Source organism: Streptomyces sp. NPDC022552 (assembly GCF_055561875.1).
On the sequence record NZ_JBVHGJ010000012.1, the window covers coordinates 124,887 to 140,266 of the forward strand.

11 protein-coding genes are annotated in these 15,380 nt (G+C 71.8%); 1 reads left to right on the forward strand and 10 read right to left on the reverse strand.

Translation table 11 applies throughout. The annotated features are described in order from the left end of the window. Positions 1–47: 47 nt before the first annotated feature. From ACZ3OF_RS27460 to ACZ3OF_RS27470, 3 genes are all read right to left on the reverse strand, one after another. Positions 48–788 (reverse strand): response regulator transcription factor, encoded by a 741-nt coding sequence (locus ACZ3OF_RS27460; RefSeq protein ID WP_361680379.1) that lies wholly within the window; start codon positions 786–788, stop codon positions 48–50. Further along, the gene (locus ACZ3OF_RS27465; RefSeq protein WP_361680376.1) at positions 785–2,002 is read right to left on the reverse strand and encodes a sensor histidine kinase; all 1,218 of its coding nucleotides are present in this window, start codon (positions 2,000–2,002) and stop codon (positions 785–787) included. Before ACZ3OF_RS27465 ends, ACZ3OF_RS27460 begins: the two co-directional genes overlap by 4 nt. Before the next feature lie 116 nt (positions 2,003–2,118). Beyond that, positions 2,119–4,236, reverse strand: coding sequence for a DNA gyrase/topoisomerase IV subunit B (locus tag ACZ3OF_RS27470; protein ID WP_361680373.1), 2,118 nt, complete (start codon positions 4,234–4,236; stop codon positions 2,119–2,121). A gap of 432 nt (positions 4,237–4,668) precedes the next feature. Here ACZ3OF_RS27470 and ACZ3OF_RS27475 point away from each other — a divergent pair, with 432 nt between their 5' ends. Further along, positions 4,669–4,899: a DUF7455 domain-containing protein gene (locus tag ACZ3OF_RS27475; protein WP_137992866.1), complete on the forward strand. Its 231-nt coding sequence runs from the start codon at positions 4,669–4,671 to the stop codon at positions 4,897–4,899. Positions 4,900–5,000: 101 nt separating this feature from the next. Here the strand turns inward: ACZ3OF_RS27475 and ACZ3OF_RS27480 are convergent, their stop codons facing one another. The 7 genes from ACZ3OF_RS27480 to ACZ3OF_RS27510 all read right to left on the reverse strand — a co-directional run bounded on the left by ACZ3OF_RS27480 (position 5,001) and on the right by ACZ3OF_RS27510 (position 15,359). Beyond that, positions 5,001–5,819 carry a S1 family serine peptidase gene (locus ACZ3OF_RS27480; protein WP_361680370.1) on the reverse strand — a complete coding sequence of 273 codons (819 nt, stop codon included), beginning with the start codon at positions 5,817–5,819 and terminating at the stop codon, positions 5,001–5,003. 132 nt (positions 5,820–5,951) lie between these two features. Continuing rightward, positions 5,952–7,499 (reverse strand): RNA polymerase sigma factor, encoded by a 1,548-nt coding sequence (locus tag ACZ3OF_RS27485; protein ID WP_361680367.1) that lies wholly within the window; start codon positions 7,497–7,499, stop codon positions 5,952–5,954. Between the two features lie 373 nt (positions 7,500–7,872). Beyond that, complete coding sequence (locus ACZ3OF_RS27490) at positions 7,873–8,760, reverse strand: FadR/GntR family transcriptional regulator (RefSeq protein ID WP_361680364.1); 888 nt, start codon at positions 8,758–8,760, stop codon at positions 7,873–7,875. Between the two features lie 160 nt (positions 8,761–8,920). Beyond that, the gene (locus ACZ3OF_RS27495; protein WP_467307385.1) at positions 8,921–10,681 is read right to left on the reverse strand and encodes an ABC transporter ATP-binding protein; all 1,761 of its coding nucleotides are present in this window, start codon (positions 10,679–10,681) and stop codon (positions 8,921–8,923) included. A 119-nt stretch (positions 10,682–10,800) separates the two neighbouring features. After that, the gene (locus ACZ3OF_RS27500) at positions 10,801–11,568 is read right to left on the reverse strand and encodes an NUDIX hydrolase (RefSeq protein WP_361680358.1); all 768 of its coding nucleotides are present in this window, start codon (positions 11,566–11,568) and stop codon (positions 10,801–10,803) included. Positions 11,569–11,677: 109 nt separating this feature from the next. Beyond that, positions 11,678–13,729 (reverse strand): glycogen debranching N-terminal domain-containing protein, encoded by a 2,052-nt coding sequence (locus ACZ3OF_RS27505; protein ID WP_467307387.1) that lies wholly within the window; start codon positions 13,727–13,729, stop codon positions 11,678–11,680. Between the two features lie 115 nt (positions 13,730–13,844). Then, positions 13,845–15,359 (reverse strand): DUF4192 domain-containing protein, encoded by a 1,515-nt coding sequence (locus tag ACZ3OF_RS27510; protein WP_467307389.1) that lies wholly within the window; start codon positions 15,357–15,359, stop codon positions 13,845–13,847. Between the last annotated feature and the right edge of the window lie 21 nt (positions 15,360–15,380).

Here is a 15,380-nt window from a genome sequence, read left to right on the forward strand (position 1 = left end):
ACAGAGCGGGAAGATCCCGGACTCTTCTCCCTCCTCACTTCACCCCATCAGGTGACGGTTCTCCCAGGTGGTGCGACGAGCCCGTGCTGATATGCGTACCGGACGGCCTGTGCCCGGTCGCGCACCCCCGTCTTGGCGAAGAGATTGTTGATGTGGGTCTTCACGGTGGCGGTGGAGATGCTCAGCCGGACGCCGATCTCCTGGTTGGAGAGGCCGTCCGCGACCAGCGCGAGCACCTCGGCCTCGCGGTCGGTGAGCCCGTCGGGCAGCGAGTCCGCCTGCCGCCGTGAGCCTCCCGGGGCCTCACGGGACGGCCCTGGTCCTCTCTCGGGCTGGGCCATGAGCTGTTCCAGCAGGCGCCGTTGGACGGAGGGAGCGAGTCCGGCCCGCCCGTCCAGCACATCGTGGACGGCCCGCACGATCTCCTCCCCGCCGGCGTCCTTGGTGAGGTAGCCGCGCGCCCCTGCCCGGAGCGCCGGGAAGAGCGAGTCGTCGTCGGCGTACGTGGTGAGGACCACGACTTCGGTGCCCGGGTGGTCGGCGCGTATCCGCCGGGTCGCCTCCACCCCGTCGCAGCGCGGCATCCGGAGGTCCATCAGCACCACATCGGGCGCGAGTTCGGCGGTCAGGGCGACGGCCTCCTCGCCGTCCCGGGCCGCTCCGACGACCTCGATGCCGGGCAGCAGCCCCAGGACGAGCACGATTCCCTCCCTCACCATGGACTGGTCGTCGGCCACGATCACCCGCGCCACCCTGCGATCGCCGTGCAGGTTCCCGGGGCCGCTCATGCCGGCACCCGCAGCCGCACCGCGAAGCCGTTGCCCTCGGGACCCGCCTGCAGGCTTCCGCCGAGGAGTTCGGCGCGCTCCCGCATGCCGAGCAGCCCGTAGCCCGATCCGGAGGCGCTCAGCCCCGCCGCCGCGGCCTCGCCGGACACACCGGCCGTGCCGGGGGCCCCGGGCGTGTCAGGGGCGCCTGGCACCCCCGAGTCCCGTATCTCCAGGGCGACCTCCCCCGTCCCGTAGGTGAGCAGCAACCGTGTCCTGGCTCCGGGTGCGTGTTTGCGGACGTTGGTGAGGGCTTCCTGCGCCACTCTCCGTACGGCCTGGGAGGCTTCCGCGGGAAGGTGTCTGCGGGCGCCGGCCACCTGCACCTCGGCCCGGTCCTCGCGCGCCAGCTCCCGCAGATAGTCCTCGACGGGCACCATGTCGCCACGGAGCGCGGATAGCGCCTGCCGGGTCTCGGCGAGCCCCTCCCGGGCCATGGAGCGGGCGGCGACCACCCGCTCCAGGATCGTCTCCCGTCCGGCGCCGGCCTCGATCTGCAGCCTGGCCGCCTCCAGGTGGACCATCTGCGCGGAGAGGCTGTGCGCCAGGACGTCATGGATCTCGCGGGCGATCCTGGCCCGCTCGGCCAGGGCCGCCGAGGCCGCCTCGGCGTCGCGTGCCGCGCGCTCCTGTGCCAGCAGCCGGAACCCGGCGCTGCGGGCTTCGGCGTCCAGGCGCAGCGAGTAACCGGTGAGCAGCACGGCGGCGGTGGTGACTCCGGCGCCCAGGATCCCGGTCTCGTCCGCGTCCACGAAGCCCCCGGAGAGGACCAGCACGGTGACCAGTGCCACGAGCAGCGGCAGGCGCTCCATGGCGGTGATGGAGACGACGATCCAGAGCAGGGTGGCGGTCACATGGGCTCCGGCGACGTGCGCGGCGAGGCCGAGGCCGGCGACGGCGGCGAGCAGGCCGAGGGAGCCCGTGAGCCGGCCCGCGAGCGTCGTCCGGTGGTAGGCGGCGACGAGGCCCACCGCGAGGGCGAGACCCAGCGGGGGCAGCGCGCCGTACCAGCCGGGGAAGGCGCCCGACCGATGGGCGCTGACCACGATCCCGCCGCTGATCGCCGCGAGCAGCAGCCCGTCGAGCACGAGGCGGCCGCGCGGCACGCCGACCCGGGTCAGGGCCTCCGGCGCGGGCCATCCGAACCATCGACCGGTCGACTTGTCGCTTCTCACGTCCGTCCCCCTCCGTCACGTCGATGCTACGGAGGGGCCGCGCGGCTGTGATCGTCTCAGGGGTGGAGCTCGGTGGCTCCACCCCTGGGTGGACGGCCGGGCCAGGGGTCGCTCGGCTAGGCGTCGATCCGCGAGCGGTCGAGCGTGGCCGCGGAGCTGGTGATGAACTCCTTGCGGGGCGCCACGTCGTTGCCCATGAGCAGGTCGAAGACCTGCTCGGCCGAGTCCAGGTCGCCGATGTTGATACGGCGCAGGGTCCGGTGGCGCGGGTCCATCGTGGTCTCCGCCAGCTGGTCGGCGTCCATCTCGCCGAGGCCCTTGTAGCGCTGGATGGCGTCCTTGTAGCGGATGTTCTTGCGCTGGTACTCGAGCAGGGTCTGCCGCAGCTCGTTGTCCGAGTACGTGTAGACGTACTTGTCCTGGCCCTTCTTGGGCTGGACGAGCTCGATGCGGTGCAGCGGCGGCACGGCGGCGAAGACCCGGCCGGCCTCGACCATCGGGCGCATGTAGCGCTGGAAGAGGGTCAACAGCAGGCAGCGGATGTGCGCCCCGTCGACGTCGGCGTCGACGAGGAGCACGATCTTGCCGTAGCGGGCTGCGTCGATGTCGAAGGTACGGCCCGAGCCGGCTCCTATGACCTGGATGATCGCTCCGCACTCGGCGTTCTTGAGCATGTCCGAGACGGAGGACTTCTGGACGTTGAGGATCTTGCCGCGGATCGGCAGGAGCGCCTGGAACTCGCTGTTGCGGGCGAGCTTGGCGGTGCCGAGCGCGGAGTCTCCCTCGACGATGAAGAGCTCGCTGCGCTCCACGTCGTCGCTGCGGCAGTCGGCGAGCTTGGCGGGCAGCGAGGAGGACTCCAGGGCGGTCTTCCTGCGCTGCGCCTCCTTGTGCTGGCGGGCCGCGATACGCGTCCTGGCAGCGGCCACGGCCTTCTCCAGGACGGCACGGGCCTGGGCCTTGGCGTCACGCTTGGTGGACGTCAGGAAGGCCTTGAGCTCGCGGGCGACCACGGTGGCGACGATCCGGCGGGCGGCCGAGGTGCCGAGCACCTCCTTGGTCTGCCCTTCGAACTGCGGCTCGGCGAGCCGGACCGTCACGACGGCGGTGAGGCCTTCGAGGGCGTCGTCCTTGACGATGTCGTCCTCGGCGACGCGCAGCATCTTGGCGGAGCGCAGGACCTCGTTGACCGTCTTGGTGATGGCCTGGTCGAAGCCGGAGACATGGGTGCCGCCCTTGGGGGTGGCGATGATGTTGACGAACGACTTGACCGTGGTGTCGTAGCCGGTACCCCAGCGCAGGGCCACGTCGACGCCCAGCTCACGGGTGACCTCGGTAGGGGTCATGTGCCCGCGGTCGTCGAGGACCGGGACGGTCTCCTTGAAGGTGCCCTGGCCGGTCAGCCGCAGCACGTCGCAGACGGCCTTGTCCTGGGCGAGGAACTCGCAGAACTCGCTGATGCCGCCGTCGAAGCGGAACGTCTCCTCGCTCTTGCCCACGCCCTCCAGGTCGCGCTCGTCCCTGACCACGATGGTCAGGCCGGGCACCAGGAAGGCGGTCTGGCGGGCGCGCTGGTGGAGGTGGTCCAGCGAGAGCTTGGCGTCCTTGAGGAAGATCTGGCGGTCCGCCCAGTACCGCACGCGGGTGCCGGTGCGGGTCTTGGGGACGCGCTTGCCCTTCAGCAGCCCGTTGCCCGGGTCGAAGGGGCTGTCGGGGCCCTGCTCGGTGAAGATGCCGGGGACACCGCGGCGGAAGCTGATCGAGTGCGTGGAGCTGTTCCGGTCGACCTCGACGTCGAGCCTGGCCGACAGCGCGTTCACCACCGAGGCGCCCACGCCGTGCAGACCGCCGGAGGCCGCGTAGGAGCCGCCGCCGAACTTTCCGCCGGCGTGCAGCTTGGTCATGACGACCTCGACGCCGGACAGCCCGGTCTTGGGCTCGACGTCGACCGGGATGCCCCGGCCGTTGTCGCGCACCTCGACGGAGCCGTCGTCGTGGAGGATCACGTCGATGTGGTCGCAGTAGCCGCCGAGAGCCTCGTCGACAGAGTTGTCGATGATCTCCCAGAGGCAGTGCATCAGGCCGCGGCTGTCGGTGGACCCGATGTACATACCGGGGCGCTTGCGGACCGCTTCGAGCCCTTCGAGTACGAGCAGGTGCCGCGCGGTGTAGTTGGAACCGTCACGGTCTGCGGTCAGCAGCGCACTGGACGGCACGGACGTCTCGGCGGTCACGCGGTTCGCTCCTCGCTGAATTTGAAAACTGGCCCCGTGGGGTAAGGCCCGGCGTCGGTCACCGGTCAGAGGGTACCGATGCCTGGTAGAGCCGTTGTCACGCCACCCTCCTGATTTCTCATGCTAGTGCAGAGTCGCATGGGTGTTCGATCCCTCGATGGGGTGACGTGAACATCACGTTCCCTTCCAGGCATGAACCATTTAGGCTCCGGGCACGTCCTCATGAACAACCGGCAACCCAGCCGGGAGGACGAAACCGAGACAAGCCATGCGAAATCCGTAGAGCGACGCAATACGGCTCATTCGCCGCCAACCGGCAGCAGCAGCCACCTCGGGAAGAAGTTTCGAGGAAAAGCCACGAGCGGGAACGTTTTCGGCCTGGTTGGATGTTGACCCTGGTACGACAGCTCGTCGAGCTAGAGAAGAGGCGACGTGACTACTGTTCTGACCCCCGCGAGCCCCCTGACGGCCGCTGACCGCTGCGACCGCTGCGGCGCCCAGGCGTACCTGCGCGTCGTCCTGACCAGCGGTGGTGACTTGCTCTTCTGTGCCCACCACGGGCGCAAGTTCGAGCCGGAACTCAAGAAGATCGCCGCGGAAATACAGGATGAGACGGACCGGCTCACCGACGTGCCGGCCAAGGCAGTAGACGAGGACCGCTGACGCCTCGCATCCACGACGAGCCATGGGCCGGTCGCTGACCGGACGACGGGCGGCAACCCCCGCTTACCAGGGGGGTGGCCGCCCGTTCTCGCGCCCTGGGCTCAGAAGTTCGCCGGCAGCACGGTGGAGACTCGGGTGTAGACCCCCGGGTTCTCGGCCTGCCCACAGCCGCTGCCCCAGGACACCAGACCGATGAGCCGCCCACCGGCCACCAGCGGCCCGCCGCTGTCGCCCTGGCAGGCGTCCTTGCCGCCCTGCGGATCGCCCGCGCACAGCATCGTGCCGGCGCGGTACGCGGCCCCGAAGCCGCCGGGATAGGCCCGCTCGCACGCGGCGTCGGGCAGCACCTGGACACGCGCCGCGCGCAGCGCGGAGGCGTAGGTCCCGTTGCCGGTGGTGTCCCCCCATCCGTACACGTCCGCGGCCGTCCCCGGCGCCTCGGCCGCGTCACCGGGCACGGCCGGTGTGATCACGTACGACAGGGGCAGCGGGCTCGCCAGCGTCAGCACGGCCAGATCGTTGGCATTGGCCGTCGGGTCGTAGTGCGGACTGATCCAGGTGTCGACGACACGGATCTCCTGTCCGCCCGTGCCGCGCAGCGCGGACCGGCCCGCGATGACCTTGAAGTCGGCGAGGTCCCCGGGCTCGCCGCCCAGGACGTCCCTGCCCAGGCAGTGGGCCGCGGTCAGCACCCGGGTCGGCGCCACCACCGCTCCCCCGCAGAACTGACCCGCGCGCGTACCTCCGAACCGGTCACGGCTGGAGAGCGCCACGGCCCAGGGGGCGTCCGCGCTCCGGGCGGGCTGCCCGCCCACCACGACACTGTCGGCGACCGCGGGAGCGGCGGCGGCGAACGGACCGGCCGCCGCCGAGATCAGGCCCAGGGCAGCGGTCACTGCTCGGGCGATGGGGCGACGCATAGAGCCTCCTGACTCTCCGATGATGTCGGTTCACCCAGCGTCGTCCACACACACGCGCCGTGCACCCCCGCAAGGCCGAAGGGCCCGGCTCCCTCCTGGGGAATCGGGCCCTTCGGCTCGTACGCTCGCGGACTAGTCGAGGTAGTCGCGCAGCACCTGCGAACGGGACGGGTGGCGCAGCTTCGACATGGTCTTCGACTCGATCTGGCGGATGCGCTCACGCGTCACGCCGTAGACCTTGCCGATCTCGTCCAGCGTCTTCGGCTGGCCGTCGGTGAGGCCGAAGCGCATGGAGACCACGCCCGCCTCACGCTCGGAGAGCGTGTCGAGGACGGAGTGCAGCTGCTCCTGGAGGAGCGTGAAGCTGACCGCGTCGGCCGGGACGACCGCCTCGGAGTCCTCGATGAGGTCACCGAACTCGCTGTCTCCGTCCTCACCCAGCGGGGTGTGGAGGGAGATCGGCTCGCGGCCGTACTTCTGGACCTCGATGACCTTCTCCGGGGTCATGTCGAGTTCCTTGGCCAGCTCCTCCGGGGTGGGCTCGCGGCCCAGGTCCTGGAGCATCTGGCGCTGGACGCGCGCCAGCTTGTTGATGACCTCGACCATGTGCACCGGGATACGGATGGTGCGGGCCTGGTCGGCCATGGCGCGGGTGATCGCCTGACGGATCCACCAGGTGGCGTACGTGGAGAACTTGTAGCCCTTGGTGTAGTCGAACTTCTCGACCGCGCGGATCAGACCCAGGTTGCCTTCCTGGATCAGGTCCAGGAAGAGCATGCCGCGGCCGGTGTAGCGCTTGGCCAGCGAGACCACCAGGCGGAGGTTGGCCTCCAGGAGGTGGTTCTTGGCGCGGCGGCCGTCCTCGGCGATGATCTCCAGCTCACGCTTGAGCTTGGGCGCCAGCTTGTCGGAGTTTGCCAGCTTGTCCTCGGCGAACAGACCGGCCTCGATGCGCTTGGCGAGCTCGACCTCCTGCTCGGCGTTGAGCAGCGGGACCTTGCCGATCTGCTTCAGGTAGTCCTTGACCGGGTCGGCGGTGGCACCGGCGACGGCGACCTGCTGCGCCGGAGCGTCGTCCTCGTCCTCGTCGGACAGGACGAAGCCCTTGTTCTCGCCCTCGGCCTCCTCGTCCTCGCCCTTGCCGGGCGCGACGTCCTCGAGGAGCTCCTCGCCCTCGACGACCTCGTCGGAGTCCTTCTTGGCGGCCGTCTTCTTGGCCACGGTCTTCTTGGCGGCCGTCTTCTTGGCCACCGTCTTCTTGGCCGCGGTCTTCTTCGCGGCTGCCTTCTTGGCCGGGGTTCCGGCCTCGTCGACCGGGTCCGCGCTCTCTGCCGCCGGGGCCGCCGCGGCGGCCGAGACGGTCTTCGTCACGGTCGTCTTGGCGGTGACGGTCTTGGTGGCGGTGCGCTTGGCCGGGCTCTTCGCTGCGACGCTCTTGCGGGCGCGCTTCGGCGACTCCGCTGCACTGACCATCAGCGTCACACCCTCTTCCTCGAGGATCTGGTTGAGGCTGCGCAGAACATTCTTCCACTGGGTTGGCGGAATCTGGTCAGCCTCGAAGGCCCGACGCACGTCATCGCCGGCGATCTGCCCATCAGCCTTTCCCCGCTCGATGAGCGCCATCACAGACTCGGACTCGGCGATCTCCGGCGGGAGCGTACGGGATGTGCTGGCCGACACGAACAACCTCTCGGAACGATGGAAAACGGCTTCCGGCCCCGCCCATGATCGGGCCGGAGCCGACGACCGTCGACGGGGAATGTGCCGACGGCGCGGGCTGGACCGGGGAACTGCACAGCGCCTGACACGGCTGCTGTATTCCTTCCTCGGCTGTCACCTCTTAGGTCATCGCACGACTTCGAAGAGTGTTACGCCCAATCCGCGTGGCCCGAGTCACACCCCATGTACGACTAATCGGTCAGAACGGGCGTTCTTGGTCCATTCGCGTCGCCGGAGCCCCCGCGGCCCCGGGGACACATCGTGTTCCCCGGGTTCCGCGCGGGTCCGGCGACGCGCGCTGCGCACAGCTCCGCCCGCCCGGCCACGGCCGGCCTCAGTGCTCGCGCGGAGCGGGCACGACCCGCTCCACCTCCGGGTGGACCGTGAGCAGCTGCCGCATGGCCGCTTCGGCCCCCTGGGCGTCGCCGGCCGCGAGGCAGTCGACGATCCGCGCGTGGTGGGTCAGGCAGGACTCGCCGGGGCGGTCACAGCCGGTGACCGGGCCGCCGGAGACCTGCAGGGCGGCGGCGACGATGCCGGAGAGGTGCTCCAGCATGCGGTTGCCTGCGAGCTGGATCAGCAGGGAGTGGAACTCGGCGTCGGCCCGGGTGAAGGTGATGCCGTCACCCTGGGCATAGGCGTGGCCCATGATCTCGACCATGTCGGCGAGGCGCTGCTGGATGTCCTCACGGCCGTGACCCGCGGCGAGCCGCGCGGCGAGGGGCTCGATCGTCCAGCGCAGCTCGTTCAGCTCGCGGCGCTGGTCGTCGCGCTGAGGCCCGAAGGCCCGCCACTCGATGATGTCCGGATCGAGCAGGTTCCAGTCGCTGACGGGCCTGACCCGGGTGCCGACATTGGGGCGGGCGCTGACCAGGCCCTTGGCCTCCAGCACGCGCAGCGACTCGCGCACGACGGTGCGGGAGACCTCGAAGCGCTGGCCGATCTCCTCCGGGACGAGCGGGCGGTCGGCGCCGAGGTCGCCGGAGACGATCATCTGGCCCAGCTGCTGGACGAGCTGGCCGTGCAGCCCTCGGCCGCGGCTGCCGGCGCTGCGACGACCGACCCGGCCGAGGTCCGTCTCCACCCCTTCCCAGGCGGGCGGACCCACGCGCTCGGCGACGGGCGCCTCCGCGTACGGGTAGCGATCGAGGTCGCCCGGGGCGCCGAGGCCGGAGTCGACGGGGCGGGCGGCGGTCATCATGGTGTGCGCAAGGGTACTCACGCATCCTTTGTCGGCGTGGCCCCGGTGGCCCTTGAGGTCTTTGGTGAAAAGCACACGAAAGGGTGATCGGCACTCGCTACACAATTGACGATTAATCGGACATATGCGGGCATTTTCAAGATAGTTACCGGGGAAGCGAAACGTTTCGATCCGCGCTTGATCACCAACGCGCTCTACGGTGAAGGCCAGTGATCAGATACGCGCAGAGCAGGGCGGTCAACGCCAGCGTCAGCGCCACCCCCACGGGCTGCGCCACCACCCGCAGCGCACCCAGCAGCCAGCGGTCGGCCGCCACCGGCCACTGCACACTGGCGAATTCCCGCAGTCGGCCCGGGAGTCCGGCGATCGACCGGCCCGCGGGCGCCGAGGTGACCAGCCGCAGCAGCGGAGCCACGACGACGGGCACCGAGAGCACGGCCGCCACTCCTGCCGTGGCGACCCGGAAGACCCCTGCCCCGAGCACCCCCGCCCAGGCGCAGCCGACGATCAGACCGAGCCAACTCGCACAGAGGGTCGGCCAGTTTTCGGGTACGGGAATCAACTCGCCGCCGTAGACGAGGCGGAGCGCCTCCACGTCGGCCACCACGACCAGCACGGCGAGGACCACGGCCACGGCGGCCGCGACCGTGAGCTTGGCGAGCAGCAGCCCGAGCCTGCGTGGCACGACGCCGCGCCCCGTGGTGAGTGCCGGGTAGCGGTACTCGTCGCCGAACGAGAAGGCGCCGAGCAGCCCGGCGCCCAGGGCGGCGGGTGGCAGCGGTGAGAGCGCGGGCCAGCCCGCGAGGACCGTGGGCAGAGGTGTCCTGCCGCTGCGTGCGAGGAGCACCGAGATCACCACGGAGGCGACGATGGCGGCCGCCGCGACGAGCGGAGTCGCCGGTACGCCGAGCAGCCTGCGGATCTCGTACCGCAGCGGGCGCAGCGGCGATCGGGCCGGCCGCCGGACCTTCGACCGCCCGGGCTCGGGTGAGGCCGGCTCTGGTGAGGCGTCGGATCGAGGCCCTTCGGCCTCCAGTGCGGGGTCGGAGGGGTCCCGCGAGCCGAGCGGGCCGGTGTCACCCACCTCGTCGGCCAGTTGATGGATGAGGACACCGTGCCGGAAGGCGGTCTCGCCGATCGCGGCGCAGTCGCTGCCGTAGACGGACAGCCGGTTTCCCCGCTCGGTGATCACTTCGACGGTACGGCGGGCGGCGCGCGCCTCCTGGGCCACGGCGGCGGCGAGCCGCGCGGCGTGGGGCGTCCGGACGGCCACACGCGGTCGCAGGCGAGTACGGGCGAAGTCGGCCGCGTCCTGCGCCGCGACGAGCCGGCCCTTGTCGAGCGTGACGACCCGGTCCGCGTTGCGGGCGGCGTCCTTCGGATCCGTGGTGGTGTAGAGAACGGTGCCGCCGTCGATGGCATGAGCGCGCAGGAGTTGGTGCAGCCATGCCTTCTCACGGGCGGAGAGCCCGGCACCGGGCTCGTCGAGCAGCAGCGTGTGCGGATCGCCCAACAGCGCCGAGGCAAGGCCGAGTCGGCGGTCCATGCCACGGGCCAGCCTGCCGATGCGCTGATCATGGAGGCCCGCGAGCCCGACGAACTCGAGCATGTCGTCGGCCCGGGACGCCGGGACCCCGGCCGCGGCGCACAGCATCCGCAACTGGCTGCGCAGCGTCCGCGAGGGGTGCCCGGGTACGTCGCCGAACAGCACCCCGACCTCCCCGGCGGGGTGCGCGATGCGCTGGAGAGGGCGGCCGCGGAAGTAGGTGACGCCCCGGCCCGGCTCGAGTTCGAGCATCAGTCGCAGGGCCGTGGTCTTGCCGGACCCGGCGGGGCCGAGAAGTGCGGTGACCTGGCCCGGCCGTGCCTCGAAGGTGAGATCGTCCACGGCGGGCGGGAGGTCACGGCGGGGGCTGCTGGTGAGTCCGATGGCCTGGAGCATCGCTTCTCTCGCGGTAGGTGAGACCGCTGCGCGGCAGGGCGGCTACCCAAGCAAGATATCGCTATATTTCGGACTTTTCGTGCAGGGTTGAGGCCCCGGGTCGCCGGGGAACGACGCGGTCAGACCTCAGGACGGAGCATCGGCGGGTTGAGCAGCGTCGCCCCGCCCGCCCGGAACAGCTGTGCGGGACGCCCTCCCTGACGGGTCGTGGTCCCACCGGCCGGCACCAGGAACCCGGGTGTGCCGGTCACCTTGCGATGGAAGTTGCGCGGGTCGAGCGCCACTCCCCACACCGCCTCGTACACCCTGCGAAGCTCGCCGACCGTGAACTCCGGCGGGCAGAACGCCGTTGCCAGCGAGGAGTACTCGATCTTCGACCGGGCCCGCTCGACACCGTCGGCGAGGATCCGCGCGTGGTCGAAGGCCAGCGGCTCGGCCTGCTCGTCCGGCTCCAGGGAACCGTCCTTGCCGAGCACCTCCTCTACCGGCGCCCAGCGGGCGCTGTTCGCGTCACCACCGGCGCGCGGGGCGGGCAGATCCGGGGCGAGTGCCAGGTGAGCGACGCTGACCACCCGCATCCGGGGGTCGCGCTGCGGGTCACCGTAGGTGGCCAGCTGCTCGAGGTGCGCCCCGTTGCCCGGCATGGGCGCCGAGGCGCCCGGGTCGTGGACGCAGAGCCCGGTCTCCTCCACCAGCTCACGCGCGGCCGCCGCACCGAGGTCCTCGTCGGCCCGGACGAATCCGCCGGGCAGCGCCCACCTGCCCTGGAACGGCGTTTCCCCCCGTCGTACCACCAGGGCGCACAGCGCGTGGCGCCGCACGGTGAGCACAACCAGATCGACGGTGACGGCGAAGGGCGGGAAGGCCGACGGGTCGTAGGGAGGCATGCCGTGATCATAGTCGTCTTCCTGACGATAAACACGCCCCTCCCCTGCATCGGCGACGACTTCTTCGCGCTGCTTCGAGGCACCCCTCGCCATGTCGAGCGGCATCCGGTCAGACCCCCAGCTGAAGGCCGTCGGCGGCCTCTTCGACCATGCCGAGCCCGAGCCGGCTGACCCGCGCGGAGAAGGGCTCACCGGCGACCCGCATCTCCGACAGCCGGAGCGCGCCGAGCGGAGCCGACCGGACGGGGTGCAGGGCGACCGTGCCGCCCGGTGCGTCGGGCCGGATACCCACAAGGGTCGTCAGGAGATGGACCGCACCGGCGGCGGCGACCGCGGCCGGCCGACAGGCCGCCGGATGCGGAGCCGGTACCGCGCCTGCCGTCCGCAGGCTGCCTGCGTACATCTCGGGCAGTCGATAGCCGAAGGCCTCCGCCGCGTCGAGGGTCCCCTTCAGCAAGGACGCCGCCTCCCTTTCGTGACCCGCCGCGGCGAGACCGGCCACGGCCACCACCGTCTCGTGAACTCTGACCGCTCCGGTCCGGTGGCCGAACGGGTTGTGGCCGGGCTCCTTGGCACCGAGGCTGCGCAGCCCCCAGCCGGAGTCCAGCACGGGGGTGCTCAGCAGCCGGGCCAGCTGCTCGGTCGCGGACTTGTCCAGCAGACCCGGTGCGTACCGGCCGCCGCCGAGAAGCCCGGTGTCCAGGAGGTGCGCCGCCCAGCCGCCGAGCTGTGTCCACGGGCGGCCGCCCGGCGCCGTGGCCACGGCGGGCCTGCCCCCTGACCGGTCGTCGATCCAGAACTCCGCCCTGAACCGCTCGCGCAGCGCACCGGCCCACTCGCGCCAGGTGTCTCCTCCGGGTCGGCCGCAGGCGTCGAGCAGGTCGGCGCCGAGCACGGCCGCGCGATGGGCGTGGGCCTGTGTCTCGGCCCGCCACGGCCCGGCGGGCCCCGGGTCCGGAACGAACCCGTGCGGGTCGGCCGCCGCACGGAGCCAGTGGAGGCACCGCTCCGCGACGGGAAGCAGCTCCGCGAGGTCCTGCTCGGGCAGCCCCCAGCGCCTGGCTTCCGCGAGGACCGTGGGGAAGGCGAGGGTCGCCTCGATGCCCGTACAGCGAGGCGGGAGGAAAGGACCCGCGTCTCTGAGGGGGCCGGGAATGCGCCCGGACGCCGGTCCCGGTCCGTCGAGCTGTGTGCGGGCCACGGCCCGGAGCGTGGTGACGGCGAGCCGGGTGCCGAGCGGAAGCGCCATCCGCGCGGCCCAGAGAGCCTCGGCCGTGACCGGTCCGCAGCGCCAGGGCACTCCCGCGGCGAGATGGACATCGGCCGGGTGTTCCTGGTCGCGCTGGAGGAGCGCCCGCAGATCGTCGACGGCGACACGCAGCAGCTCGCCGACCCGAGAGTCGTCCCCTTCTGCCCGGGCCTCCGCAAGACCGACACCACCGGGCCGGCCGGTACCGGCCCCGGGGAGACCGGGGAGTCCGTGGGGGCGGTCGCCCCGGACTCTGAGCTCGATGGTCCGGGCGGATCCGGGAGCCAGCTCGACGTCCCAGCGCAGCAGTCCGGCAGCCGCCAGAGCGTCCGTCGGCGGCGGGTCGGTGGTGACGGACGCGCACCGGCCGTCGTCCGCGGTCCAGCGCATCCCCGTGCCGTGGACGCTCGCGGCGAGTTCGGGTCCCGCCCGGCCCGCCGCGACGGCGCCCAGGTCCGCCAGATCCGTCCCCAGAGAGATTTCCACCGGGAGCCGGAGGGGCCTGACCGCGAAGCTGCGCAGCGTGATCCGCTCGGTTCCTTCGGCGCTCCGTGAGCGTTCGACGGTGAGACCGGGGTCGGGCCCGGTGTCTCCCGCCGTACGGACGACGGAGAGGAAGACGGCACGGTCCGCGGCGTCCTGGCGGCCCTGGAGGGCGAGGGGTTCGCGGCCGGCCACCCGCAGTACGCAGCGGGCGAGCAGCCGGCGTCCGGAGGCATACACCCCTTCGAGGCCGTGTCCGGTGAGCTGGCCGTGCTCGGGGCAGACGGCGAGGGCGGGCAGGGCGACGCAGAGAAGCGCGTCGTGCACCGGCGGAAGCTCCACCGGTCGTACGGCACCAGGGGCCCGGAGGCGGGTGACGGGCGCCTGTCCGGCCGGGAGTCCGGGGGCTGGGGCGGGACGGGAGGCCATGGGTGGTGTGCGGTGCTCTCTGTGCGATCCGGACTGCCGATGAAGGGTCGGCGGCACGGGTCGTCAGGCTCCGCCACAGACGTGAACGCCGCTGTGGGCGGCCGGGTCACGGGCGTCATCGCCCGCTCCTCGTCCCGCGCTGTCCACCGCGCCGCGCCGCCGCACCCCGCGGCGGCCTGGGCGAGACCTTGCCGGGCCGGGTGCCGGCGGTCCGCGCGCCCTGTCGGACGGCCTTGCCCGGCTTGACCACCTTCACCGCCTTGACCCGCTTGACCGCGCCGTCTGCCATGGCCGCCCTGTCCGCCATGGCCGACGCGTCCGGCCCGTCCGTCACGGCCGGCGCGTCCGGCGCGTCCGGCCCGTCCGCCTTGATCGTCGGCGGGCGGGTGTCCCGGGATCCGATCGGCCGGGCCGCAGCGCCGGCCTCCACCGCGGTGGCGGTCCTGGACTCGCGTTCGTGCCTGAGGCAGCTGCGCAGCGATTCGGGGTCGAGTCCCTCGTTGCAGGCCTGGTGCAACAAGCGGGCGAAGACATAGTCGGGGTCGGCGTCCAGCGCGAGCCCCAGGGCGGCCCGGGCGGCCGGTTCGTCCCCGGTGGACCAGGCCACCCAGCCGGCGAGGGTGAGCGGGGCGGCCGCGTGCTCGTCGAAGGGGGCGACACAGCGCCGGGCCAGTGCGCGCCACAGGCGCAGAGCGGCGGCGCCCTCGCTGCCCTCCATCCATTCGGCGGCCTGGTCCCGCGTGTCCCGGTCCTGGAGGCCGAGGATCAGGGCCGCGGCCTCGTCCGTCCCGATCGCCGCGTCGTCCGCCGCGTCCTGCTCGGCCGTTCCGGCGCCGCGCCCCGGGCCCGTCACGGGTGTCCTCGCCGTGGTGCCGGTCCCGTCGGGCGGGGTGTCGAACCGCCGGAGCACCTCGCGGGCGAGCGTGAGCGTCGTCTCCCTGACCTCGGCGCGCCCGACGCCGGGCGGGCCGTCGAAGATCTTGGGGATGATCAGGGCCGCGCCCTCGTTCAGCGCCTTGCGCTGCCGCTCCTCGTCGGGCCACGACGGACGCGGCTTGAGCCGTGCCTCCATGTCCCGCAGGGATCCCCGGACCTGAATTCCGGCGTATGCGGCCGAGGCCGCCATGACCGAGGTACCTGTCAGCGCCATGGGCGTGCCGTCGGGCGGGCAGCAGCGGGTGTCGGGACAGCAGTAGGAGAAGTACAGGCCGTCGGAGATGCAGAGGGCTTCGTAGACGGGAATGTCGAGCGCGCCGCAGGCGGTTCGCAGGCGCTGGGCGAAGGGGCGCAGCCGCTCCATCACATGCCGGCCCGTCTCGCCCGGCGCGGGGTCCTGGCAGAGGAAGACGACGATGCCGTCCGGGCGCGTGCCGCGCCGGGCGCAGCCGTCGACGAGGCACTCCGCGAGGTGCTCCGCCGTCGAGGGCCACTCCTTCGCCGATCGCGGGATGCCGAGCCTGACCCGGCCGCCGAACCGTCCGAGCTCGCCGTGGAGCGCGACGAGGACGACGGAATCGCTGGGATGGAAGCCGAGCATGAAGGGCAGGGCGTCGGCCAGTTCGGCGGGGCCGCGCAGGGTGATCTGCTGGGTTTCGGTCGTTCCACGGAATTCGTGCGGGTTCGTGTTCATGGTCACGACGCTCTCGCGAGC